The sequence below is a fragment of the Bacillus sp. ISL-78 genome (assembly GCF_018613455.1).
GTDB classification, from domain to species: domain Bacteria; phylum Bacillota; class Bacilli; order Bacillales; family DSM-1321; genus Peribacillus; species Peribacillus frigoritolerans.
The window spans coordinates 1-23,759 of record NZ_JAGGQC010000054.1; the positions used below are offsets into that span (position 1 = coordinate 1).

The following is a 23,759-nucleotide window of genomic DNA, read 5'->3' on the forward strand; positions in this document are numbered from 1 at the left end:
CTGCTCTGGTTTGATGGGATCAATCAATTTTTTATGATGCGTAAATGTTTTATTTCCGGGTCCTCAGGGCCTTGAACCGGAAGTCCGGCCTCGATGTTTTTCCGGATGTAATTGATATTATCTTCAGTAATCAATTCTCCTGGAATGAAGATCGGGATTCCAGGAGGGTAAACCATGATGAATTCAGCGCTGATTTTGCCGACAGATTCCCCAATGGGAACCACTTCGGTTTCTGCATAAAATGCCTCCCTGGGTGATAAAGCCAGCGGTGGTGTATCAGGAAGCAGGACTTCGATCTTTTCATGTTCAGCCGCCATTTCCTTAAACTCATCCGCTAGGTCTCTAAGGGCAGCGATCAGCAGGTCCGCTTCTGTTTTTGTGTCTCCAGGTGTTATCAGGCAAAGAATATTGTACAAGTCGGAAAGTTCCACTTCGATATTATGCTTTTCACGAAGCCATTTCTCAACGTCGTATCCGGTAATATTCAATTCCTTGATGGATATGATCAATTTTGTCGGATCATAACTAAAGGCTGCCTCACTCTCGAGAATTTCGCTGCCGACACAGTAAAGATAAGGAATCTCATTAACGGCCTCACGGATATACCCTGCGAGATTAATCGCTTCATCGATCATTTCCCTGCCTACTGTCGCAAGTTGTCTTCTAGCCGTATCCAAGGAAGCCAGAAGGATATAGGAGGTTGAGGTGGTTGTGAGCATGCTCAATATGGCTTGAACACGATTTGCGGAAACCAATCCAGTCTTAACATTCAATATGGAACTTCCCGTTAGTGAACCGCCCAGTTTATGAACACTAGTTGCAGCCATATCTGCCCCAGCCTGCATGGCTGACATCGGTAAGTCTTCATGGAAGTGTATATGGACACCATGTGCCTCATCTACGAGTACTGGGATTTTGTGGGAATGGGCAACTTCCACTATTTTTTGCAAATCAGCCGAAATGCCGAAATAGGTGGGATTGATGACAAGCAATCCTTTTGCATCGCTATGTTCCCTCAGAGTTTTTTCAACGGCATCGACGGTGATTCCGTGTGAAATGCCCAAATCCTTGTCTATTTCAGGATTGATGAAAATGGGAACAGCTCCGGAAAATACAATGGCAGACATTACGGATTTATGTACATTCCTTGGGACGATGATTTTGTCCCCAGGTCCGCAGACTGTCATGACCATCGTCATGATTGCTCCACTTGTTCCTTGAACGGAAAAGAATGTGTGATCTGCCCCAAAAGCTTCAGCGGCAAGATCCTGAGCTTGTTTGATGATCCCCTTTGGCTGATGGAGATCATCGAGGGGAGCGATATTGATTAAATCTATCGATAATGCATTTTCTCCAATGAAATTACGGAAATCAGCGTCCATTCCTTTTCCTTTTTTATGACCTGGAATATGAAATTGAACGGGATTTCTTTTTGCATGCTGCAATAAGGCAGTGTATAAGGGTGTTTCATTCTGAGACAATTCTTTGTGGCCCCTTTTCAGTAAAATAGGTACGAAATATGGGAGGTTATACTCCCTTTCTATGAATGATCGTATGTTTCTCCGATTCCATTCGTATGGTTAGTAAGCTTGTGGATAGACATAAAACATATGAATTATAGCACGTCTTATAATAAATGCCTAGAGTGACTTTAATGTCCTGATTTAAACAATTTCTATAAGTCTTTGTTGTAAGGGGCCCAATAAAAATATCAGCCGATAATTATTGCCCATTTTCCTAGTATTAACTGGATTGGCTCAAGAATTCTCCTTTTATAAATATTGAATGCGTGAGTTAAAAAATTGAACGGGTAAACAATATTTGCCATAATGAAGATAATGATATTGAATCAGCTAAATAAAACAAACCAACAAATGCAAAGGAGATGAGGAGTTTGAAGTGGAATACGAGTGTGACCGATTTGTTAGGTATTCAATACCCCATCGTACAAGGGGGATTGGCCCATTTAGCATATGCCGACCTGGCTGCGGCAGTGTCGAATGCAGGCGGGCTAGGGCAGGTGACGGCCATGTCCTTGGACACCCCGGAGCAGCTGATAGAAGAAATAAGAAAAACAAAATCATTGACGGATAAACCGTTTGGTGTGAACTTTGCGATCGGCCAGCATGGGAGGCCTTATGAACACATGCTTGAAGCGGCTTTGAAAGAGGGAATTGCAGCTGTTTCCGTAACCGGCGGCAACCCTGGCCCTTTTCTAGATTACGTCAAAGGCACTCAAGTGAAAAAACTGGTGCTTGTTGCCGCAAGAAGGCAGGCAATGAAGGCTGAACAGCTTGGTGCAGATGCAGTGATGGTAGTTGGTCAGGAGGGCGGAGGACATTTAGGGCGTGATGATATTGGAACCTCCGTGTTAATTCCTCAAGTTGTGGACTCCGTTAAAATTCCAGTCATCGCGTCTGGTGGTTTTGGCGATGGACGCGGTTTGATGGCAGCGTTGGCGCTTGGTACCGAAGGAATCGAGATGGGAACACGTTTCATAGCTGTCAAAGAGTGTGTTCATGCACACGAATTATATAAAAATGCCTTGGTTTCCGGCACGGAAAATGATACCGTTATCATCAAGCGGTCCATTGGTGCACCAGCCAGGGTAATTGCAAACAGCTGGACCGATAAGATTCTTGATATTGAAAAAGAAAACGGCGGATATGAACAATTGAAGGAATACATAAGTGGAAAAGCGAATCAGCGTTATATTCATGACGGTGTCGAAGGTGAAGGCTTTGCCTGGGCAGGACAAGTGATGGGGCTGATTCATGATGTACCATCGACTGCTGAACTATTCAGTCGGATTATCGACCAGGCGGAAGCAATTCGGTCAAAATGGGCAGACTGATGATGCATGGTCCGCGGGACAACATGAAAAACTATCTAGAAGGAGCGTGTTTAGGATATGGATTATCAATATCCAATGGATCTCGATTGGTCTACTGACGAAATCGTAGATGTGATTAAATTCTTTGAAGCAGTAGAAAAGGCCTATGAAAATAAGATACAAAAGGAAGAATTCATGAAGGCTTACCGAAGATTCAAGGAAATAGTCCCCGGTAAGGCGGATGAAAAAAAGTATACGGATGAGTTCGAGTCAGTCAGCACCTATTCAGCCTATCTTGTCATTAAGAAGGCAAAAGGAATCGATGACGGGGAATGGATAAAAATGAAACATTAAAAATATAATTTTTCGAAAACTCCATTGACTTACTGAAAAGATTGTTTTAACATAATAATCAAGAAAAAGATAAAGGCAGTGACGAAGAAGAGTACCTTAATGATGTTCTGCAGAGAGCCAGTGGTTGCTGAAAACTGGTGAACGAAATTAAGCGAATGGACTTCCGAGCCCCAAACCGAAACGGATGAACGGAGTAGGCTTTGGCGATTATCTCATCGTTAATGGAGATAGGCATGTAAATGCCGTAAAGTGAGCTAATTTAGCTAATTAAGGTGGTACCACGGGTTCCTCGTCCTTTGGATGAGGGCCCTTTTTGCGTTTTTTTGAAAATGATAATTAAATCTATGAATGAGAGTAGTAATCTTTTTAGATGCGTCACAGAGAGCCGGAAGAGGTGGAAACCGGTACGATATAAGAAGATGAATGGACTTATGAGTGGTTTCTTGAAAATAAGTAGGGAAACTCGGCTGCCACCGTTAAAGGGTAATCGCAAGAATTCAATTCTTGTTTGAGAGGGAAAAATGATGCATTTTTCCAACTTGAGGTGGCACCGCGGTATACCGTCCTCTGCAGACACATATTTGTGTTTGCAGGGGATTTTTTTATTGGAATTTCAATATATATACCTTTTAAAGAAATTATCCAGAGGAAATGAAGACCTGGTCATTTGGCCAAAAGGGTTTTCCCTCCGGGAGATTATAAGAGCGCATAAGAATCGGGAGGGAATCAAGAGATGAATAATTTGGATGAAAAAAAAATACTCCGTTTTAAAATGGATACAATTGAAGGGGATATCCATACACCCATTGCCATATTTCAGAAATTAGATGGTGACCAGAAGTTTTTATTGGAAAGTTCAAATTCGCATCATGACAACGGCCGCTACTCATATCTAGGTTCAAATCCTTATTTGGAGGTGACATCGCTTGCTGACCGAGTAAATGTGAAAGACATTGAAACAGGTGATCAAATCGTTAAGGACATCAATATCATCGAGTTTCTAAAAAAAGAATTATTAGTGGAAATAGATGAGGTTCCCACAAATCTTCCGCCATTTAACGGTGGCGCAATCGGATATATGGGCTATGATATCATTCGTCTTTATGAAAATATTGGTCCGGTTCCTCCTGATTCATTGCAAATGCCTGATTCTCACTTTCTTTTTTATAAAGAACTGTATATATTCGATCATGTTCTCCAGAAGATCCATCTTTTGACTGCTGAAGAAGATAGTGAAAAGAGTTTATTGGGAATGAAGGATAAAATAAATCAGGCAAGCAAGCCGTCAAAGGAAATATCGTCGGAATATTTGGAATTCAGCTCGAATTTCAGTCAGGATGAATTCGAGAAAATGGTCCTTGAAGCTAAATCGGCTATCATAGCTGGTGAAGTGTTCCAAGTCGTTTTATCACAAAGGTTTAAAGCGGACTTTGATGGGGAGCCTTTCGATGCTTATCGTCGTTTGCGATTAGCCAACCCCTCTCCGTATATGTTTTATATAGAATTTGGTGACTATACAATCATTGGGTCTTCTCCAGAAAGTTTAATCAGTGTTTCATCAGGAACGGTTCATGTTAATCCCATTGCCGGCACAAGGCCGAGAGGAAAAACGGATGAAGAAGATAAGGGCTTCGAAAAAAGCCTGCTGATGGATGAGAAGGAACTTGCCGAGCATAAGATGCTGGTTGATTTAGGTAGAAATGATCTTGGCAGGGTTTGCGAAATCGGTTCAATCCACCTCACCGAGGAAATGGAAATTCAAAGATATCAGCATGTCATGCATATTGCTTCGAAGGTTAGCGGAAAGCTTAGGGAAGGGTACACGAGTTTAGATGCACTGACGGTGTGCCTTCCTGCCGGAACAGTTTCAGGTGCTCCTAAAATCAGGGCAATGGAGCTGATTAATGAACTGGAAAATTGTAAACGGGGGATGTATTCGGGCTCGATAGGCTACATAGGTTTTGGAGGGGATCTTGATATGGCTTTAGCCATTCGGACGATGATCATTAAAGATGGCAAGGCCTATGTACAGGCAGGGGCTGGAATCGTATATGATTCAGATCCAAAAACGGAATATGAAGAAACACAAAATAAAGCACGCGCTTTAATGGAGGTTCACACTAGATGATTTTATTAATTGATAACTATGACTCGTTCACTTACAACCTTTATCAATATTTAGGTGAAGTGGAAAAAGAAATCGTAGTAAAAAGGAATGACGAAATCACTCTTGCGGAAATTGAGGAACTGAATCCAATGGCAATCGTCATTTCCCCGGGACCGGGCAGGCCCGAAGATGCTGGAATCAGTATGGAGATCATCCGCAATTTTTATGAGAAGGTTCCGCTATTAGGCATTTGTTTGGGGCACCAGGCCATTGGGGCGGTTTTTGGAGCGAATGTTGTTGGGGCGAAACAAATCATGCATGGAAAAACATCGGTAATCGAACACGATGGAACAGGTGTTTTTGCCAAACAGGACTTACAATTCCCGGTAATGCGCTACCATTCCCTTGTGGTTGAAAGGGCTAGTTTGCCAGAGGAACTGACTGTGACGGCAGTGGCACTGGATGATGGGGAAATCATGGCCCTTAAACATCAGGAATTCCCTCTCTACGGTTTACAGTTCCACCCTGAATCAATAGGGACGAAAATCGGCAAGGAATTATTACATCAATTTTATGAGATTGCCGGTACCTTTCAATCAGAGAAGGAACAATCCATTCTATAAAACAAAAAACGACTGGGGGAGTTAGCGGTGAAGGAGTATTTAGCGAAGTTAGCAGAGCGTCAAACATTGACGGAAGAAGAGATGAGCAGAGCAGCCCAATCGCTATTTTCTAAAGATATCTCCGAAAGCGAGATGGCAGCATTCATCATTGCCTTAAAAGCCAAAGGGGAAACGGCAGGTGAAATAGCAAGCCTTGTCAGAGTCATGAGAAAAGAAGCAAGAAGTGTACAAACAAGCTCCCTTAATGTAATGGATAATTGCGGAACGGGAGGAGATGGGTCACAAAGTTTCAATATAAGCACAGCATCGGCCTTCGTGCTTGCTGGGGCGGGTGTCAAGGTTGCCAAACATGGAAATCGCAGCATTTCAAGCAAAACGGGAAGTGCGGATGTATTGGAAGCATTAGGCGTTAATTTGTACTTGGAGCCTGGCATGTTAAAGGAACTGTTGGAGGAAAACGGAATCACATTCTTATTTGCCCCATCTGTTCATCCTAATATTGCAAGGATAATGAAAGTGAGAAAAGAACTGAAGATCCCGACGATATTTAACCTTATCGGTCCACTGACAAATCCAGTCCAACTCGACACGCAATTAATGGGGATCAATCGACGCGATATGCTCGAGCTTTTTGCGGAAGTCCTGCATAAATTGGGCAGGAAACGCGCAGTCGTCATAAATGGTGCCGGGTTCATGGATGAAGCGAGCCTGCAGGGGGAAAACTCACTCGTCCTTTTGGAGCAAGGAGATATTATTCCATTTACGCTGCATCCTGAAGAAGTAGATCTGCCGGTTTACGGAAATGATGCCATCCGTGGCGGTGACGCCAAACAAAATGCCGATATCATGCTTAGGCTTCTCAAAGGGGAAAAAGGTGCATATCGTGATACCGTTTTATTGAATGCCGGATTGGGATTATACGCACATGGTACGGCAGAGACGGTCAAAAAAGGAATCTCCATGGCCAAAGAAAGCATTGATAGCGGATCGGCTCTTGAAAAGTTAGAAAATCTGATTGCTTATGGCAATAGAAATAAGGTGGTCATGTAATGGAAAATATCTTAACGGAAATCATCGAACAGAAAAAGGTGGAAGTCGCAAAATTAAAAGAAAGGGGCTTAGTTGATTCGGTCATGATCAACATAGTCAGACCATCTTTGGTGGAAAATTTGAAAACGGCTAAATCGATGGCGGTCATCGCGGAAATAAAACGGGCTTCCCCTTCAAAAGGGGACATTAAAATCAATGTAAATCCGATCGAGCAGGCCCTTTCATATGAAAGGGGCGGAGCTGCAGCGATTTCCGTATTGACGGATGAGGTTTTCTTTAAAGGATCAATTGCAGATTTGAGAAACGTAAGCGAGACCATACGAATTCCCAGGTTGTGCAAAGATTTCATCATCGATGAAATCCAAATCGATCGGGCCCATCAAGCAGGTGCGACTATCATTCTATTGATTGTGGCAGCACTTTCTAAAGAACGCCTTCATGAATTATATCAATATGCAAAAAAGAAAGGGCTTGAAGTATTGACGGAAGTCCATGATGAAGCCGAACTGGAACGTGCTCTAGAGCTGAATGCAGAGCTCATAGGGATTAATAATCGGAATTTAAAGACCTTCAAAGTGGATTTGGCTGTAACGGAACGACTGGCGAAGTTACTTGATCCTAAACGCCATATCATTATCAGTGAAAGTGGGATCAAAACAAAAGAAGACGTGATGCGTGTGAAGGCTGCTGGTGCAAAAGCGGTTTTGGTCGGTGAGACACTCATGACTGCATCAAATCTTCCGCACAAGATGGCCGAACTTCAAATGAGTATATAAGGAGATTAATATGTTAGTGAAAATCTGTGGGATAAAGACTTTGGCAGCTGCTCGGACTGCTGTTAGTTCCGGGGCAGACTTCATTGGTTTCATTTTTGCCGAGAGCAGCAGGAAGGTTGAGCCGAAGATAGTAGGAGATTTCGGAGCGAATCTAGCTGGTCATGTTAAAAAAGTAGGAGTGTTTGCCAATCAAACTGAACAAGAAGTGATAAAAAGTGCTGAAATTGCGGGATTGGATTATATTCAGCTTCATGGTAACGAGTCTGCCAGCTTTGCCCGCAGAATGCCCCTGCCGGTGATCAAGGCCTTTGCCATCCATTCAGAGAAAGACCTTGAAAACCTGCATGAATACCCAGCGGATTATCTATTGGTCGATCTTCCTAAGAGCGCATCCGGCAAGGGATTGACTTTGGATTGGGATATGATTCGAAAAGCTGATCTGCCATTGGAGAAGGTAATTCTAGCCGGTGGGCTGACTCCGGAAAACGTCGTAAAAGCGATTAATGCCGTTTCACCATTCGCAGTTGACGTAGCAAGTGGTGTTGAAACAAACGGATTAAAAGATGCTGTAAAAATAAAAGCATTTATCAATGAGGCAAAAAATACAGCCGGAAAAGAGGAATGAATAGATGAATACTTATACACAGCCTGATAAAACTGGACATTTTGGAGCATATGGAGGCCGCTTCGTTCCAGAAACTTTAATGGCGGCGATTACGGAGCTTGAAGAAGTATATGAACAATCTAAAAATGATCCAGAATTCCAAAGGCAGCTAAGTTATTACCTGAAACAATATATCGGACGGGAAACCCCTCTTTATTTTGCGGAGAACTTAACGAGATTGGCTGGTGGTGCAGATATTTATCTGAAGCGCGAAGACTTGAATCATACCGGAGCCCACAAAATAAATAATACGATCGGCCAGGCTTTGCTGACTCAGAAAATGGGCAAGAAAAAAGTGATTGCCGAAACGGGTGCAGGACAGCACGGGGTTGCAACGGCGACTGTGTGTGCTTTGCTGAAGTTGGAATGCATCATCTTTATGGGGGAAGAAGATATCAGGAGACAGAAATTGAATGTATTCAGGATGGAGCTTTTGGGAGCCAAGGTCATATCTGTATCACAAGGAAGCGGGACACTGAAGGATGCAGTAAATGAAGCGTTACGATATTGGGTGGCTAATGTGGATGACACCCATTATATAATGGGATCAGTTCTTGGTCCGCACCCATTCCCCGTTATTGTCCGTGATTTTCAAAGCGTGATAGGGAATGAAACAAAACGTCAATATTCTGAGGCGGTTCATTCCCTGCCGGATGCAGTAGTTGCATGCATAGGCGGAGGAAGTAATGCAATGGGGATGTTTTATCCCTTCATTGAGGATGAAACGGTAAAGTTATACGGAGTGGAAGCGGCAGGGCATGGACTTAATACACCGTTACATGCTTCAAGTTTGACGAAAGGGAAACCTGGGGTGCTCCACGGGGCATTCATGTATGTTTTGCAGAACGAGGACGGTCAGATCCAGGAGGCACATTCTATTTCGGCAGGGCTGGATTATCCAGGGGTAGGGCCTGAACATAGTTACTTAAAAGATACGAATCGGGTGGAATATACTTCAGTAACCGATGATGAAGCCCTGGAAGCCCTAGCGATGCTCTCAAGGGAGGAAGGGATCATCCCTGCTTTAGAAAGTTCACATGCCATTTCCTATGGTTTAAAGCTTGCTAAAGAAATGGAGAAAGGAACAGGACTGGTGATTTGCCTGTCCGGCCGTGGTGATAAGGATGTTGAAACGGTCCAATCATTGATGGGGGGTAGTGAACATGAATAAATTGACAAATGCACTTGAAGAATGCCAAACAAAGCAGGAAAAAGCGTTCATACCATATATCATGGCAGGTGATGGAGGTCTTGATCGGTTAAAGAGCCAGCTTCTTTTCCTTGAAAACAGCGGGGCGACTGCCGTTGAACTAGGTATACCTTTCTCTGACCCTGTCGCTGATGGACCCGTTATCCAACAAGCTGGAATCCGTTCTTTGAAAAATGGAACAACTTTAAAAGATGTCCTGAAAAAAGTAATGGAAATCAAAAAGGATGTGAACATCCCCATTATTTTAATGGGATATACGAATTCAATCCTGGCATATGGACTTAAAGAGTTTACGACTGACTGTCTTCAAGCAGGAATTTCCGGGTGCATCATCCCCGATTTACCGATTGAAGAAGAAGCCATCTTTTCATCAATCAAAACTGCAGGGATCGTTCTTATCCGACTTGTGACACTCACATCTCCGCAAGAGCGCATCACTGAGATAACCGCAGGGGCGGAGGGCTTCATCTACGCAGTTACAGTCAAAGGCATCACAGGTGCCCGTGACGCCTTCGGAGAAGAACTTGGAGGCTATTTAAAGAAGGTAAAAGAGATAAGTCCGGTTCCCGTTCTTGCCGGGTTCGGCATATCGACTCCAGAACATATCCGTGATGCCATACAATACTGCGATGGAGTCATTGTCGGCAGCAAGATCATCGAATGCTTCGAGACAGACAAGGAAGACCGAATTAGAGACTTGATTCAAGCAAGCAAAGGTTTAGTGCAAAAATAGGGATGGAGAGATTCCCAGGCTGGCCTTAGTTTATAGGCAAAAGAACCTAAAAAAACTGTAGACAAACCCAATAATTATCGAGTTTGCCTACAGTCTGAGGAGAGCTCTTTGGCTCTCCTTTTATATTTTCCAGTTATTGTTGGATCCGAATAGGAACCAATGTGTTTAATTTAGTTGATATAAGGGTAAAAGATGTTCAAACGCATCTTGAATGGTTTCAATGAAATCATCATTTTTTAACTTAATAGCGTCATCACGGGATATTTTTATACCGCATAGGATTTCGGCTTTCTTTACCGTTTGCAAACGGGTGAACATTGAATTCAAATCATCTACTCCAAGACCATCATGAGGGATGACATCAGGTTTTGTATGGTCCATTGACCAAACATAATGAGAGGGAATGCTATTCACCAATCGGTCTGCCTGCTGCTCCAGATGCTTTCCGATTTCCAGTTTATTAGGGGCTTCGTAAATGACGGCATACCAGATGAACATATGCGTTTCCCATAACCCGATTTGGAAATGCGGCATCATTTTATAACCTCTGCTATTGGCAGCAAAAGCAACCCATGTATCATTAGGGGGATTCACTGTCCGTCTAGCATGCTTTGCAACTTGAGGGTGCATTTCATCGCCGGTCATAACTGAGAGCTTTTGAGAAAAGTACTCTCCTAGGGCTTGTAATTTAGGCTGGATCCGTTCTTTTAAAGCATCCATGCGCGGTTCCAATCCATCAATTTTAAAAACATCAAAATCATCTGCTGTAAAACTTTCTATATTCATTTTCATCTCTCCTACCGTAATATCTGCACATATTGTAGCATAAGTAAAAGTAAAATTTAAAAAATACGATTCGGGTTGGCAATGTAAAATTCCTTATAGGTTATAGCACAAATTAGTTGCTATTTGAGGTAGGAAGTCATATGATAATATAAATTCAGAAAATTACGTTAATTAACGAAGGGAGAATGTTAATTATGAAACAAGTCATGAACCAAGCATTAAAAGCTAAAGAAGTTGAAAGACATAGAGCTGCAGTGTTAAGAATGGAAATGGACTATGAATTAGCAACCCTTTTTGAAGCAATCGGTGAAGAGAATGACCAAAAGAGGTCACAATGCAAGCAAAGACTAGAACGCATCCGCTTGGAATTGTTGAAACTGAAAGCCTTGTAAATGATTGGCTGCAGAGAGACCTTGAAGGAGAATGAATTAAGGAAATGAATCAATTTCAATACAAGGAATTTTATTATAGATGAACGGACACTTTATTTTATTAAAAAATAATGTGTCCGTTTTTCATTAAATGTCCAATATATATAAGGTGGAATTTCATTTTGTCTCGAATCCCTTTTATAAGGAAGGGGAACGTCAAGTAAAGGGGAATATTCTTGCTGGCTAAATCATGATTACGATTTATGGATGGGCAGTCAAGGGACCTTCTTTCCTCATCAGTTAAAAAAATGGAAAATTTAAGATGTTAAAAGCTTGAAGGTAAGCTATATTTGCTTTAATCTTTAAAAGAGGATCATTTTAATGTAGTTTCTGATCATAAAGGACGGGGATATTATAATGGCATCGGTCAAGGAAATGGATACATATGCGAAGTTATGGATGAAAGAAGCCGGTACTAGGCTAAGGGCGTCCTTCAAAACCAAGTTGAATATTGAAATGAAAACGAATCCGAATGATTTGGTAACTAATATGGATAAGGGGATAGAAAAGTTTTTTTGCGAAAAAATCGGCGAAGTTTTTCCAGAACACCGCATTTTTGGTGAAGAGGGAATGGGCAATGATATTAAAGACCTAAAAGGTACGGTTTGGATCATCGATCCAATCGATGGGACTTTGAATTTCATTCATCAACAGAGGAATTTTGCGATTTCCCTTGGGGTTTATGTGGATGGCATTGGAAAGATTGGCATGGTTTATGATGTCTTTAGTGATGAATTATATCATGCGATTAAGGGACAAGGAGCATTTATGAATGAACAAAGGCTCCCATCTCTTGAAGAGGCATCGGTAAGCAAAGCGATCATTTCCATTAATGCAAGCTGGGTAACGGAAAACCGGAGGATCGACCCGAGTCTTTTGGCACCGCTAGTCCGGGATGCAAGAGGAACACGTTCTTATGGCTCGGCAGCGTTGGAGCTGGCATTCGTGGCCGCTGGAAGGGTTGATGCATACATAACCATGAGACTCATGCCTTGGGACTTTGCCGGGGGAGTTTTACTGGTCGAGGAAGTGGGCGGGGAAGTTAGTAATATTAAAGGTGACAAATTGGATTTTTTAAAAGGCGATTCACTTTTCGTATCAAAACCAGGGCTGCACAAAGAAGTATTTGACAAATACTTATCAGGAAACTCCAGCCGTTAGTATCAAGGACTGATTGCGGCCATGATAAAAGTCTCGGATAGAAATAATTAACAAAAAAAACTCGCTGTCTGTCAGCGAGTTTTTTATATTATAACTTCCCGGCTTCACGTAATTTCTTCTTTTGAGTGAAACCAAACCCCATGATTCCGCATAGAATAACGATTGCAGCTAATATTCCAATCAAGCTTTTTTCAGCAATGAAGATGCCAATGGAGCCAATGCTGGATGTTGCCAATACCGCTAATATTAAGAAATTCCATTTAATGTTCATTAATATCACCCCTAATATATCTATTGTACATAATTTCTGTATTTGTTTCTAGTATGTTTGTGATATAATATGTAAGTTAATACTAGTGATACGTTTTACACAAACTTTTTTAGGAGTGAATTTTTTGAAATTAAGNNCGTTGACCATGGTAAAACGACGTTAGTGGATCAGTTGCTAAAGCAATCTGGTACTTTCCGTGAAAATGAACATGTGGAAGAACGTGCGATGGATTCTAATGCGATTGAAAAAGAACGCGGAATTACGATTCTTGCGAAAAATACAGCAGTTCAATACCAAGATACAAGAATCAATATTTTGGATACACCTGGTCATGCCGACTTTGGTGGTGAAGTGGAACGGATCATGAAAATGGTTGATGGCGTTCTTCTTGTTGTTGATGCATATGAAGGCTGTATGCCGCAAACTCGCTTCGTGTTGAAAAAAGCATTGGAACAAAAGATCACGCCAATCGTTGTCGTGAACAAAATCGATAAAGATTCTGCACGTCCAAATGAAGTGGTCGATGAAGTAATTGACTTATTCATCGAACTAGGAGCTGAAGAAGAACAATTAGACTTCCCAGTTGTTTTCACTTCAGGTATCGCTGGTACTGCTAGCTTGGATTCAGATCCTGCTAAACAAGAAGAAGACATGACCCCACTTTTCGAAACAATCGTCGAAACGATCCCTGCACCAATTGATAACTCAGATGAACCGCTTCAATTCCAAGTGGCTTTACTTGACTATAATGATTATGTAGGTCGTATTGGCGTTGGCCGTGTATTCCGCGGTAAAATGCATGTAGGTCAACAAGTTTCATTAATGAAACTTGATGGGAAGGTTAAACAATTCCGTGTAACGAAAATCTTTGGTTATATTGGCTTGAAGAAAGTTGAAATCCAAGAAGCCGTTGCCGGTGATTTAATCGCCGTTTCTGGTATGGAGGATATTAACGTAGGGGAAACGGTTTGTCCGACCGAGCACCCTGAAGCTCTACCTATCCTGCGTATTGACGAGCCAACATTACAAATGACTTTCCTTGTAAATAACAGCCCATTCGCAGGCCGTGAAGGTAAATTCGTTACAGCTCGTAAAATTGAAGAGCGTTTGAGAAACCAATTGCAGACTGATGTCAGCTTAAGAGTCGAAAATACCGATTCTCCGGATGTCTGGATTGTTTCAGGTCGTGGGGAGCTTCACCTTTCCATCCTGATCGAAAACATGAGACGTGAAGGTTATGAACTGCAAGTTTCTAAACCGGAAGTTATCGTTCGTTTGATTGATGGTGTCCGTTGTGAGCCGGTTGAACGTGTACAAATCGACGTACCTGAGGAGCATACTGGTTCGATCATGGAATCAATGGGAGCCCGTAAAGGTGAATTATTGGATATGATCAACAGCGGAAGCGGTCAAGTTCGTTTACTGTTCACGATCCCAGCTCGCGGACTTATTGGCTATTCAACTGAGTTCTTAACGATTACACGCGGATATGGTATCATGAACCATTCATTTGACAGCTATCAACCAATGGCACAAGGTCAAGTCGGCGGAAGACGCCAAGGTGTACTTGTATCCATGGAATCAGGAAAAACTACACAATACGGTATTATGCAAGTAGAAGACCGCGGTGTTATTTTCGTTGAGCCAGGTACGGATATTTATGAAGGCATGATCGTCGGGGAACATAACCGTGATAGCGATTTGACTGTTAATATCGTTAAAGCGAAACAAATGACAAATATGCGTTCAGCAAATAAAGACCAAACTTCTTCCATGAAAAAACCAAGAATCATGTCCCTTGAAGAAGCTCTGGAATATTTGAACGATGACGAGTACTGTGAAGTAACTCCGGAATCAATCCGCCTTCGTAAAAAAATTCTAGATAAAAACGAGCGTGAAAGAGCAGCTAAAAGAAAAAAAGTTGCTGTTGAAGAAAAATAAATAGCAAGAGGAGGAGAAAAGATTGGATATCCAAGAGCGATTATCATTTTTTGCAGCATTGTACAGAGTGGATGAAAATCCTGAAGCAGGAATGTGGTATTTATATTTGACGGTCTTTGGATTATGCATCCTTGTCTATCAATTAGGTTTTGCCAAAAAGTTACCATTGCTAAAAAATGTGGTCATTTATGTGATAATGGCACTTGGATGTACCCTTCTTTCTTTCTTTGCGGTGTTTCTCCCTATGGGGGAGGCATTAGTCATCGCTTCGCTTGTTCTGGGGATTTATAGGATCCGTCTTCATAATTCGAGAAAAGAAGAACAGGCTTAAGATGATGAAATCATTACAGGATGCTTTATACAATTGGTTGACGATCAAAGTTGTCTGTGATGCAAGGCCTGATGATTCAGCTGCACGCGATACAGAAATGTTTTTCATGCAGATGCTGAAAGACGATCATCAGGTGAAAATCGATTCGGTTACAAAAACAGAACCTTTTTATTTCGTCGAGTACCTTTTGGGAGACGAAATGAAAAAGCAGCGTTATCCGATTGAATTGATTGATATCATGTTAGAACAAATTCAGTTAGAGCCAGAAAAGTATAAAAATATCGAGTAATGATAAAAAGAACCGTGCGATTTACGCACGGTTCTTTTTTTATATTGCTTTAGGGAGGGAAAGTTCGTAAAAAAGATGTAAGATTGTCCACAAAAAGAAAGCTGTCAAATCAGAAAGAAGGACAAGATAGCTTCTGTTTTTGACAGCGCCGATAGTGGGAAGTAAAGCATGATGGCGGGAATGATCGTGATAAAAGCAAGTGCGTATTTGTTCCATTTCCTGAAAACTTTCAAAGGATGCAGAATATAAACGTAACTATACGTAATTGCCAGTGAGAAAAGGAGGTGGAAAAAGAATAATGATTCCTCACTCCAGGAAACGGCTCCAATTAGGGGGAGGAAATCCAAATTCAAAAAAAGCTTATACACTTTTTTACCGGATAGCATTTCGACCCACTTCATTATCCATCCAAGCAGAAGTCCATTGATCATGCCAATCAGGGTAACTTTATTGTTGTTCTACCATTCATCTTCATTTTTGATCGTCCGGTAAAGACGGAAGTTACCGGTAGCAATCCGCTCGTTCGTACGCTCTTCTATGCGTTGGTTACATGTATTGCACATATAGGTATGTATAGGACGGTTTCGAAGTTTCTTCGCTTCCGGGCTATCGTCAGGTATAGATTCAATTTGATCGCATATTACACATTTAACCTTCATATTAGTTGAACCTCACTTCAATTTGAATATGCTTTTAAGTATACCAATATTTTTATGGTAAAACGAGGATAAAGTGAAACAAACAGTTGAACGTTGATTGTTGGGTATGAAAAAGACCCGAAGATTCATTTCGGGTCGGGTAAATTCATTCTTTAAAGTGATTGGATTGATCATTTTGCTCTTTATCGAGTTCTTTTCTTTCCGTATTATCATCAAGTTTATTTTTTTCCTTTTCGATGTTCTTAGATGGCGTTGGGGTTAAAATATCACCAGGAACCTCCGGGATGATTCGGCTTGTGATATCAGCCAGTTCATTTAATATGCCTGTTACGGGTTTGCCGTCTTTAATATCCCTGGCAACCTCCCTGATCCGCTCATTCAAATCCGGGTCAGCGACAATGATGGCATTTGCGCCGTCAGGATCATGTTTTAAAGTTTCGCCCACTGAGTACTTTATCGTTCCAACCTGTGAACGCTCAATATCTTGGTCAATATCTATTCCGACAATGGCGTATTTGCCAAGGACGACTGCGGTGGCATCGTTCACCTCTGGAATGGATTTAGCCAAACCGGTGAGTCTTTCCGCTGTTTGCTGACCTGTTTTCCTGTCTGCTTCCTTAATGGTCGTATTATTGACTTTCGTTATATTGTTTTGCGCATTATTTTCAGACACTTCATTTTTATTATCCGTTGCGCAACCTGTCATCATCAGAACAGCAGTGAGCGACAATATGATTTTTTGCAATGTACAGCCTCCTTAAATGTTTTACATTGGTTCCAGCCTGTTCACCACCGACCAAGTCTGTTGCCATTATAGAATGCAGTGAAACATGGTTCAATCAATGTTGGGGATGGCATTCTTTGCTGGAAGTTTTCTTTATAGTCTGTAAATGTTCTTCTATCTTTATGCAAAGGAACATATATTTTATCAACAGTCTCGTCCGCTACATAACTGCTGAGTGTAGTAAATGGTAAGACATATCCTATAGAGCAGGCAGGAGGCGTCATATTGGGGAAAAAAATCTATGTTTTAGATACGAATGTCCTGTTGCAGGATCCGTATTCGATTTATTCATTCGAAGATAATGAAGTTGTCATTCCAGCAGTCGTATTAGAAGAATTGGATTCAAAAAAAAGGTATATGGATGAAATCGGAAGGAATGCCAGGCAAGTATCGAAATTGATCGATAGCTTTCGTGAAAAAGGAAAGCTGCATCAGAGCATTCCGCTTCATAATGGAGGCAGCATAAGGATTGAACTCAACCACCGTTCATTTCACAAACTTCAGGAAATTTTTGTTGAGAAAACGAATGATAACAGGATATTGGCAGTCGCGAAAAATTTATCTTTGGAAGAAGAGACGAAGGAAGATGGAAAAACGGTCATTCTGGTTAGCAAAGATACTCTCGTCAGGGTTAAAGCAGACGCCATCGGTCTAGAGGCAGAGGACTTTTTAAATGATCGCGTTGTAGAACTGGATCATATATACGCTGGGCACAAAGAAGTGTATGTATCGATTGATAACCTGAATAAGTTTTATGAAAAAAGTTTTCTTTCACTGGAAAAACTGACAAAAGATGCATATTATCCAAACCAATTCCTGTTGATGAAGGACACTCTGGGCAGTTCAGCTTCGGCGATTGGGATAGTGGATGAGAACTGCAGGTCGGTTAAGAAATTGATGTATGAAGGGGAGCATATTTGGGGAATTAAACCGAGAAATGTCCAGCAGACAATGGCCCTTGATTTATTGCTTCGTTCGGATATCCAGCTTGTGACGCTCATTGGCAAGGCGGGGACAGGCAAGACTTTATTGGCATTGGCAACAGGATTGATGCAAACTGAAGATTTGTCACAATATAAGAAACTTTTGGTTGCCAGGCCCATTGTTCCGGTCGGTAAAGATATTGGTTATCTGCCAGGGGAAAAAGAAGAAAAATTAAGACCATGGATGCAGCCTATTTTTGATAATCTCCAATTTCTGTTCAATACGAAGAAACCTGGGGAATTGGATGCGATTTTAGCAGGAATGAGTTCGATCGAAGTTGAAGCCCTCACCTATATCAGGGGAAGGAGCATACCGGATCAGTTCATCATCATCGATGAAGCACAGAACTTAACGAAACATGAGGTCAAGACAATCTTGACGAGGGTCGGGGAACGGAGCAAAATTGTCTTGATGGGGGACCCGGAGCAAATAGATCATCCTTATTTAGATGAATATAATAATGGTTTGACATATGTTGTGGAAAAATTCAAGACCGAGCGTATTGCCGGCCATGTTAAATTGATAAAAGGGGAAAGATCGGGATTGGCACAACTGGCAGCTACACTTTTATAATGCAATCGGCAAGGAATTTCCCTTGCCGATTGTTTTTGGCAAGAATGAACGAAGTCTTATTTAACGGTGAATGACCGTACATTTTTTATCGGATCATTTATGTTGGAAGCGTCTCCGAAATAAATTTCCAGGGGGCCTCCCTCGGCTATTTTAAGCGGCTTTCCATCCTTGGAAAAGCCCAGGAAAAATTCAAGTGCCGTTGCCAACGGGAATTTAAGCTCCTCATCATCGGTTGTAACGATGACTTCAGTCACCCCATTTTCAGGTTCGGCGTTTTTTAAAAACGGTTCAAAAGGAATGCCGAAAGTCCCTTCCAGCAATCTTTGCTTCTCGAACTTTCGTTCCGTTTTTATTGTGGGTGGCATTATTGCGCCTTCCTGTATTTCTTTTTGCCAATGTTTGGAGGCGGCAATCGTATATTCTTCTAATTCATTGACTTGGACTCTTTCAGCATGGAAATATGTATCGATTTCAACTTTACGGTCATCAAAAATCCATACTCCAGGATCTAGCGTAATTGGATATTTCACTTTTCCATTTATAAATACGATGGGTTCCAAATATCTCATTCCTTTCTGTTGCTCTTTAATGATTATAATCAATTATAATTGAAATGTCACATCTTCAAGATGGTGAACTAATTCCATGGCTGGGTATATTCATTTAAGAGGTGATCGTGATATCTCAATGGCAAATTGTTTGTCAATGTCCTTGCTTTTTAACAAAACTAAAGGTAGAATTTAGAGATAAGATTTAATCGCTCTGAGCGGGGGGATTTAACATGGCATCTGATATGCTTGTCAATCATCGAGAAAAAGCTTATGCTTTATTAAAAGCAGATGCTGACAAGATTCTAAAACTGATAAAAGTTCAAATGGAAAATCTCACTATGCCCCAATGTCCTTTATATGAAGAGGTACTTGATACGCAAATGTTCGGCCTATCACGAGAAATCGATTTTGCCGTACGCTTAGGTTTGGTAGAGGAGACCGAGGGTAAATCCCTTTTGGAAAGCCTTGAACAGGAATTGTCAGTTTTGCATGAAGCATCGTTAAAAAAATAATAGATAAAACATACTAACTCAAACAAATCTCGATGATTGTTTGAGTTTTTTATTTATATACACAATTAATGAATAGTGTTATACTATATCCAATAGTGACATACTAATTAATTCACAGAAGCTCAATTTCAGTTTTCTTATTCTTTTGAATTTTCGATTTAAGTTCAATGGTCATCTTCTTATTTGGAAAAAATTCCCAATCATGCATTGAACATGTGGGATTTTCCGGTCATATGGCTTTGGTCACTAATGAATCGATAGTAGGGGAGTCAGAGCTAATTCCCTGTTTTTTTATACGAATATATGTAATTTTTTATTTTTTTATTGTATTCAGTTAATTTTAGTATTATTGTTATATTAATTGAATGTTAAATCAAATTGATAATATATTATTATAGCTAAATTTAAATTTGTTAATGGTATAGGGCTCTTTTTAGTCTTTATCGGATGTAAAAAACGAAAATATAAAATATATCGAAATAATTACATCAGCGATAAAATGAGCTCAAACAGATTGGACTCCTTATTTGGGAAATCAATTCATGAATAAAAAGTGGTGGAAATCTTTCACGCTTTTTTTCTATATATTCAATAAAAATACATATTGATTAGGGTGGTAGCAATGGGGAAACGTATAGAAAAAGTACTTGCGGCAAATCGCGGGGAAATAGCGATAAGGATTTTTCGGGCTTGTACGGAATTAGACATTCACACAGTTGCAATCTATTCAAAGGAAGATTATGGTTCTTATCACAGATATAAAGCGGATGAGGCATATTTGGTCGGGGAAGGAAAAAAGCCGATTGATGCATACCTGGATATTGAAGGCATAATTGCGATTGCCAAAATGAGTGGCGTCGATGCGATTCATCCCGGTTATGGTTTCCTTTCAGAAAATATTGAATTTGCGAAACGTTGTGAGGAAGAGGGCATAATCTTCATCGGACCAGAATCAAGACACCTAGATATGTTTGGTGACAAAGTAAAAGCTAGAACACAAGCTGAACTGGCGGATATTCCGGTTATCCCTGGTAGCGATGGACCTGTGACCAGTGTTGAAGAAGTCAAGGAATTTGGTGAACAATACGGTTTTCCAATTATTATAAAAGCCTCATTAGGCGGCGGCGGACGCGGAATGCGAATTGTCGGAAAAATCGAAGAAGTTGAAGAGGCTTATGATCGCGCAAAATCAGAAGCTAAAGCAGCTTTTGGTAATGATGAAGTCTATGTAGAGAGATTCATACAAAATCCGAAGCATATCGAAGTTCAGATTTTGGCCGATACTCATGGGAATATCGTCCATTTATATGAGCGAGACTGTTCCGTTCAGAGACGGCATCAAAAAGTTGTGGAAGTGGCACCTTCCGTTTCCCTTTCCGAAGATTTAAGGGAAAGGATTTGTGAAGCAGCCGTCAAGCTGGCTAAAAATATTGATTATGTAAACGCTGGTACGGTAGAGTTCCTTGTCGCAAATGGCGAATTTTACTTTATTGAAGTCAATCCGCGCGTGCAGGTTGAGCATACGATCACTGAAATGATTACGGGCATTGATATCGTTCAATCCCAAATCATGGTGGCTGAAGGGCATGAGCTCCATGGCAAAAAGATCGGGATTCCCGAACAAGCAGGAATTAAAACTCATGGATATGCGATTCAATCAAGGGTGACGACCGAGGATCCATTGAATAATTTCATGCCTGATACCGGGAAAATGATGGTGTACCGCTCCGGTGGGGGATTCGGTGTCCGTCTGGACGCAGGGAATGGGTTCCAAGGTGCGGTCATCACACCTTATTACGATTCCCTTCTCGTTAAACTTTCTACTCATGCGCTTTCATTTGAGCAGGCAGCTTCCAAAATGGTTCGTAACCTTAAGGAATTCAGGATTCGTGGTATTAAAACAAATATCCCCTTCCTTGAAAACGTTGTAAAACATGAAAAATTCATAAATGGGGAATATGATACATCATTCATTGATTCAACACCGGAATTATTTAACTTCCCAATTAGAAAAGACCGTGGGACAAAAATGCTTTCATATATCGGAAATGTGACCGTCAATGGATTCCCAGGAGTCGAGAAAAAGAAAAAACCAGTTTTTGATCCAGCCCCAATTCCGAATGTTGGTGGCCTGCCGCTTATCTCGGGTACAAAAAATATACTTGAAGAGCAAGGAGCAGAGGGACTGGTCAAATGGATCAAAGAACAGAAAGAGGTATTGATCACCGATACGACTTTCCGTGATGCACATCAATCTTTACTGGCGACGAGAATTAGGTCGAAAGATATCCTTGATATCGCCGAACCTACAGCAAAACTGCTTCCTGATTTATTTTCAATGGAAATGTGGGGCGGGGCAACTTTCGATGTCGCATATCGCTTCTTGAAAGAAGATCCATGGGACAGGCTGTTAAGTTTCAGGAAAAAAGCACCGAATGTCCTATTACAAATGCTGTTAAGGGCTTCAAATGCAGTTGGTTATAAAAATTACCCTGATAATGTCATTCGTGAATTCGTAGAGAAATCAGCGGATGCAGGCATTGATGTTTTCCGTATCTTCGATAGTTTAAACTGGGTTAAAGGGATGGAATTGGCTATTGATGCAGTCCGTCAATCCGGCAAAATTGCGGAAGCTGCCATTTGTTATACAGGGGATTTGAATGATCCATCACGCAGCAAGTATAATATCGACTACTATAAAAATATGGCGGTGGAATTGGAACAAGCCGGTGCCCATATTTTAGCGATCAAGGATATGGCCGGCCTCTTGAAGCCTGATGCTGCTTACCGCCTTGTCTCGGAACTGAAAGAATCGACATCCCTTCCGATTCATCTGCATACTCATGATACAAGCGGAAATGGAATTTACATGTATTCTAAAGCGATTGAAGCTGGTGTGGATATCGTTGATACGGCGATTGGATCTTTAGCTGGACTGACTTCGCAGCCAAGTGTACAAACACTTCATTATGCATTGGAGGGTTCAAGCAGACAGCCTAAGTTGAAAGTCGATTCACTAGAGCGTTTAGGAGAATACTGGGGTGAGGTCAGGAAATTCTATCATGACTTCGAAAGCGGAATGAATGCACCTCATACCGAGGTTTACAAACACGAAATGCCGGGCGGTCAATATAGTAATCTGCAGCAACAAGCCAAAGCAGTTGGGCTGGGGGACCGCTGGCATGAAGTGAAAGAGATGTATCAGCGCGTCAATGTAATGTTCGGCGATATCGTTAAAGTGACTCCTTCATCCAAAGTTGTTGGGGACATGGCTTTATTCATGGTACAAAATAACCTGTCTGAAGAGGATGTTCTGACAAAGGGCAAATCCGTCGATTTCCCTGATTCAGTCATAGAGTTATTCGAAGGCTATCTAGGTCAGCCAGTTGGAGGATTCCCTAAGGAGCTTCAGGAAGTTATCCTGAAAGGGAAGAAACCTATAACGGTAAGACCGGGTGAGTTATTGGAAGAAGTGGACTTTGCAGCACTTAAAGAAGAATTAAACAAGGAATTGGGCCGGTCAGTCACTGATTTCGATGTGCTTGCATATGCCCTATATCCGAAAGTATTCCTGGACTACAATAAAACGATTGAGCTGTTTGGCGATGTTTCCAACCTCGATACCGCGACTTTCTTATATGGCATGAGGCTAGGGGAAGAAATCGAAGTTGAAATTGAAAAGGGTAAAACGCTTATCGTAAAATTGGTTTCAATCGGCCAGCCATTGGCTGATGGAACACGGGTTGTATATTTTGAGCTGAATGGTCAATCACGTGAAGTGATCATCAAGGATGAAAACATTAAATCTTCCGTTGTATCAAAACTAAAAGCTGATCCAAAAAATAAAGAACAACTCGGTGCGACAATGCCAGGTACGGTAATTCGTGTAGTGGTCGAGAAAGGCGATCAGGTCAAGCAGGGTGATCACCTGATCATTACGGAAGCGATGAAAATGGAAACTACCGTGCAAGCACCATACTCCGGGACCATCAAGGATATTTATGTGAAAGATGGAGAAGCGATCAGTACTGGAGACTTATTGATTGAAATAACTAAGTAATATCGCTGGCTGTGACCTTCTGAATGATATAGGGTATGTGGGGTATGCTTGAGGTTTCAAGCTGCCCTACACCCTC

Annotated in this window: 24 protein-coding genes and 2 other annotated features; of the genes, 17 read left to right on the plus strand and 7 right to left on the minus strand. The window is 41.4% G+C overall.

The genetic code is table 11. The annotated features are described in order from the left end of the window. Nucleotides 1-23: 23 nt before the first annotated feature. Entirely contained in the window at nt 24-1,481 is a 1,458-nt protein-coding gene (locus tag J7I96_RS27215) for an aminotransferase class I/II-fold pyridoxal phosphate-dependent enzyme (RefSeq protein WP_214768720.1), read from the minus strand. 413 nt (nt 1,482-1,894) lie between these two features. On the opposite strand from J7I96_RS27215, the gene J7I96_RS27220 reads away from it, so the two are divergent. The 9 genes from J7I96_RS27220 (at nt 1,895) to trpA (ending at nt 10,350) form a co-directional block, all read left to right on the plus strand. Next, a complete protein-coding gene (locus J7I96_RS27220) occupies nt 1,895-2,854 on the plus strand; it encodes an NAD(P)H-dependent flavin oxidoreductase (RefSeq protein WP_214922924.1) in 960 nt (319 codons plus the stop codon). 57 nt (nt 2,855-2,911) lie between these two features. Further along, on the plus strand, nt 2,912-3,187 hold the full coding sequence (locus J7I96_RS27225; protein WP_048687073.1) for a UPF0223 family protein: 276 nt from the start codon (nt 2,912-2,914) through the stop codon (nt 3,185-3,187). A gap of 69 nt (nt 3,188-3,256) precedes the next feature. After that, nucleotides 3,257-3,487: a binding site (T-box leader), on the plus strand. A 35-nt stretch (nt 3,488-3,522) separates the two neighbouring features. Continuing rightward, nucleotides 3,523-3,758, plus strand: a binding site (T-box leader). Between the two features lie 162 nt (nt 3,759-3,920). Continuing rightward, nucleotides 3,921-5,315, plus strand: coding sequence for an anthranilate synthase component I (gene trpE, locus J7I96_RS27230; RefSeq protein WP_214768717.1), 1,395 nt, complete (start codon nt 3,921-3,923; stop codon nt 5,313-5,315). Beyond that, on the plus strand, nt 5,312-5,917 hold the full coding sequence (locus tag J7I96_RS27235; protein ID WP_063576936.1) for an anthranilate synthase component II: 606 nt from the start codon (nt 5,312-5,314) through the stop codon (nt 5,915-5,917). Before trpE ends, J7I96_RS27235 begins: the two co-directional genes overlap by 4 nt. Before the next feature lie 27 nt (nt 5,918-5,944). Beyond that, a complete protein-coding gene (gene trpD / locus J7I96_RS27240; protein ID WP_214768715.1) occupies nt 5,945-6,967 on the plus strand; it encodes an anthranilate phosphoribosyltransferase in 1,023 nt (340 codons plus the stop codon). Next, nucleotides 6,967-7,743, plus strand: coding sequence for an indole-3-glycerol phosphate synthase TrpC (gene trpC, locus J7I96_RS27245; protein ID WP_214768713.1), 777 nt, complete (start codon nt 6,967-6,969; stop codon nt 7,741-7,743). The genes trpD and trpC overlap by 1 nt, the downstream gene beginning before the upstream one ends. Nucleotides 7,744-7,753: 10 nt before the next feature. Then, entirely contained in the window at nt 7,754-8,368 is a 615-nt protein-coding gene (locus J7I96_RS27250; protein ID WP_214768711.1) for a phosphoribosylanthranilate isomerase, read from the plus strand. 4 nt (nt 8,369-8,372) lie between these two features. Then, nucleotides 8,373-9,578 (plus strand): tryptophan synthase subunit beta, encoded by a 1,206-nt coding sequence (gene trpB / locus J7I96_RS27255; protein ID WP_048687064.1) that lies wholly within the window; start codon nt 8,373-8,375, stop codon nt 9,576-9,578. Continuing rightward, a complete protein-coding gene (trpA, locus tag J7I96_RS27260; RefSeq protein WP_214768709.1) occupies nt 9,571-10,350 on the plus strand; it encodes a tryptophan synthase subunit alpha in 780 nt (259 codons plus the stop codon). Before trpB ends, trpA begins: the two co-directional genes overlap by 8 nt. 165 nt (nt 10,351-10,515) lie before the next feature. Here trpA and J7I96_RS27265 read toward each other — a convergent pair whose 3' ends face one another. Then, complete coding sequence (locus tag J7I96_RS27265) at nt 10,516-11,136, minus strand: YktB family protein (RefSeq protein ID WP_214922925.1); 621 nt, start codon at nt 11,134-11,136, stop codon at nt 10,516-10,518. A 194-nt stretch (nt 11,137-11,330) separates the two neighbouring features. Here J7I96_RS27265 and J7I96_RS27270 point away from each other — a divergent pair, with 194 nt between their 5' ends. Then, nucleotides 11,331-11,528, plus strand: a complete 198-nt coding sequence (locus tag J7I96_RS27270; protein WP_034314018.1) for a hypothetical protein — start codon at nt 11,331-11,333, stop codon at nt 11,526-11,528. Between the two features lie 396 nt (nt 11,529-11,924). Further along, complete coding sequence (locus J7I96_RS27275) at nt 11,925-12,728, plus strand: inositol monophosphatase family protein (protein WP_214768705.1); 804 nt, start codon at nt 11,925-11,927, stop codon at nt 12,726-12,728. Nucleotides 12,729-12,816: 88 nt separating this feature from the next. Here the strand turns inward: J7I96_RS27275 and J7I96_RS27280 are convergent, their stop codons facing one another. Further along, a complete protein-coding gene (locus J7I96_RS27280; protein ID WP_034314013.1) occupies nt 12,817-12,999 on the minus strand; it encodes a YlaF family protein in 183 nt (60 codons plus the stop codon). A gap of 129 nt (nt 13,000-13,128) precedes the next feature. Here J7I96_RS27280 and typA point away from each other — a divergent pair, with 129 nt between their 5' ends. Genes typA through J7I96_RS27295 form a run of 3 tightly spaced genes read left to right on the plus strand, consistent with a single transcriptional unit; the run spans nt 13,129 to nt 15,560 of the window. Next, nucleotides 13,129-14,940: a translational GTPase TypA gene (gene typA / locus J7I96_RS27285; RefSeq protein WP_215048212.1), complete on the plus strand. Its 1,812-nt coding sequence runs from the start codon at nt 13,129-13,131 to the stop codon at nt 14,938-14,940. 22 nt (nt 14,941-14,962) lie between these two features. Further along, a complete protein-coding gene (locus J7I96_RS27290; RefSeq protein WP_214768697.1) occupies nt 14,963-15,271 on the plus strand; it encodes a YlaH-like family protein in 309 nt (102 codons plus the stop codon). Between the two features lie 4 nt (nt 15,272-15,275). Then, nucleotides 15,276-15,560: a hypothetical protein gene (locus J7I96_RS27295; protein ID WP_214768695.1), complete on the plus strand. Its 285-nt coding sequence runs from the start codon at nt 15,276-15,278 to the stop codon at nt 15,558-15,560. 104 nt (nt 15,561-15,664) lie between these two features. Here J7I96_RS27295 and J7I96_RS27300 read toward each other — a convergent pair whose 3' ends face one another. The 3 genes from J7I96_RS27300 to J7I96_RS27310 all read right to left on the minus strand — a co-directional run bounded on the left by J7I96_RS27300 (nt 15,665) and on the right by J7I96_RS27310 (nt 16,964). Then, nucleotides 15,665-15,961, minus strand: coding sequence for a hypothetical protein (locus tag J7I96_RS27300; RefSeq protein WP_214768693.1), 297 nt, complete (start codon nt 15,959-15,961; stop codon nt 15,665-15,667). A gap of 57 nt (nt 15,962-16,018) precedes the next feature. Next, nucleotides 16,019-16,219 carry a YlaI family protein gene (locus J7I96_RS27305; protein WP_072272690.1) on the minus strand — a complete coding sequence of 67 codons (201 nt, stop codon included), beginning with the start codon at nt 16,217-16,219 and terminating at the stop codon, nt 16,019-16,021. Nucleotides 16,220-16,364: 145 nt separating this feature from the next. Then, nucleotides 16,365-16,964, minus strand: coding sequence for a YhcN/YlaJ family sporulation lipoprotein (locus J7I96_RS27310; protein ID WP_214768691.1), 600 nt, complete (start codon nt 16,962-16,964; stop codon nt 16,365-16,367). A gap of 264 nt (nt 16,965-17,228) precedes the next feature. Here J7I96_RS27310 and J7I96_RS27315 point away from each other — a divergent pair, with 264 nt between their 5' ends. Next, nucleotides 17,229-18,560, plus strand: a complete 1,332-nt coding sequence (locus J7I96_RS27315; protein WP_214768684.1) for a PhoH family protein — start codon at nt 17,229-17,231, stop codon at nt 18,558-18,560. A 56-nt stretch (nt 18,561-18,616) separates the two neighbouring features. Here J7I96_RS27315 and J7I96_RS27320 read toward each other — a convergent pair whose 3' ends face one another. After that, nucleotides 18,617-19,120 (minus strand): peptidyl-prolyl cis-trans isomerase, encoded by a 504-nt coding sequence (locus J7I96_RS27320; protein WP_214768682.1) that lies wholly within the window; start codon nt 19,118-19,120, stop codon nt 18,617-18,619. A 221-nt stretch (nt 19,121-19,341) separates the two neighbouring features. Between J7I96_RS27320 and J7I96_RS27325 the strand changes: the two genes are divergently transcribed. Next, nucleotides 19,342-19,623, plus strand: coding sequence for an Fpa/YlaN family protein (locus J7I96_RS27325; protein WP_214768681.1), 282 nt, complete (start codon nt 19,342-19,344; stop codon nt 19,621-19,623). Nucleotides 19,624-20,245: 622 nt separating this feature from the next. Further along, on the plus strand, nt 20,246-23,683 hold the full coding sequence (gene pyc, locus J7I96_RS27330; RefSeq protein ID WP_214922927.1) for a pyruvate carboxylase: 3,438 nt from the start codon (nt 20,246-20,248) through the stop codon (nt 23,681-23,683). Nucleotides 23,684-23,759: the final 76 nt, after the last annotated feature.

Coding starts and splice junctions, on each gene's coding strand:
- J7I96_RS27225 (WP_048687073.1), top strand. CDS start 2,912: ATGGATTATCAATATCCAATGGATCTCGATTGGTCTACTGACGAAATC.
- trpE (WP_214768717.1), top strand. CDS start 3,921: ATGAATAATTTGGATGAAAAAAAAATACTCCGTTTTAAAATGGATACA.
- J7I96_RS27235 (WP_063576936.1), top strand. CDS start 5,312: ATGATTTTATTAATTGATAACTATGACTCGTTCACTTACAACCTTTAT.
- trpC (WP_214768713.1), top strand. CDS start 6,967: ATGGAAAATATCTTAACGGAAATCATCGAACAGAAAAAGGTGGAAGTC.
- J7I96_RS27250 (WP_214768711.1), top strand. CDS start 7,754: ATGTTAGTGAAAATCTGTGGGATAAAGACTTTGGCAGCTGCTCGGACT.
- trpB (WP_048687064.1), top strand. CDS start 8,373: ATGAATACTTATACACAGCCTGATAAAACTGGACATTTTGGAGCATAT.
- trpA (WP_214768709.1), top strand. CDS start 9,571: ATGAATAAATTGACAAATGCACTTGAAGAATGCCAAACAAAGCAGGAA.
- J7I96_RS27265 (WP_214922925.1), bottom strand. CDS start 11,136: ATGAATATAGAAAGTTTTACAGCAGATGATTTTGATGTTTTTAAAATT.
- J7I96_RS27270 (WP_034314018.1), top strand. CDS start 11,331: ATGAAACAAGTCATGAACCAAGCATTAAAAGCTAAAGAAGTTGAAAGA.
- J7I96_RS27275 (WP_214768705.1), top strand. CDS start 11,925: ATGGCATCGGTCAAGGAAATGGATACATATGCGAAGTTATGGATGAAA.
- J7I96_RS27280 (WP_034314013.1), bottom strand. CDS start 12,999: ATGAACATTAAATGGAATTTCTTAATATTAGCGGTATTGGCAACATCC.
- J7I96_RS27295 (WP_214768695.1), top strand. CDS start 15,276: ATGAAATCATTACAGGATGCTTTATACAATTGGTTGACGATCAAAGTT.
- J7I96_RS27300 (WP_214768693.1), bottom strand. CDS start 15,961: ATGAAGTGGGTCGAAATGCTATCCGGTAAAAAAGTGTATAAGCTTTTT.
- J7I96_RS27305 (WP_072272690.1), bottom strand. CDS start 16,219: ATGAAGGTTAAATGTGTAATATGCGATCAAATTGAATCTATACCTGAC.
- J7I96_RS27325 (WP_214768681.1), top strand. CDS start 19,342: ATGGCATCTGATATGCTTGTCAATCATCGAGAAAAAGCTTATGCTTTA.
- pyc (WP_214922927.1), top strand. CDS start 20,246: ATGGGGAAACGTATAGAAAAAGTACTTGCGGCAAATCGCGGGGAAATA.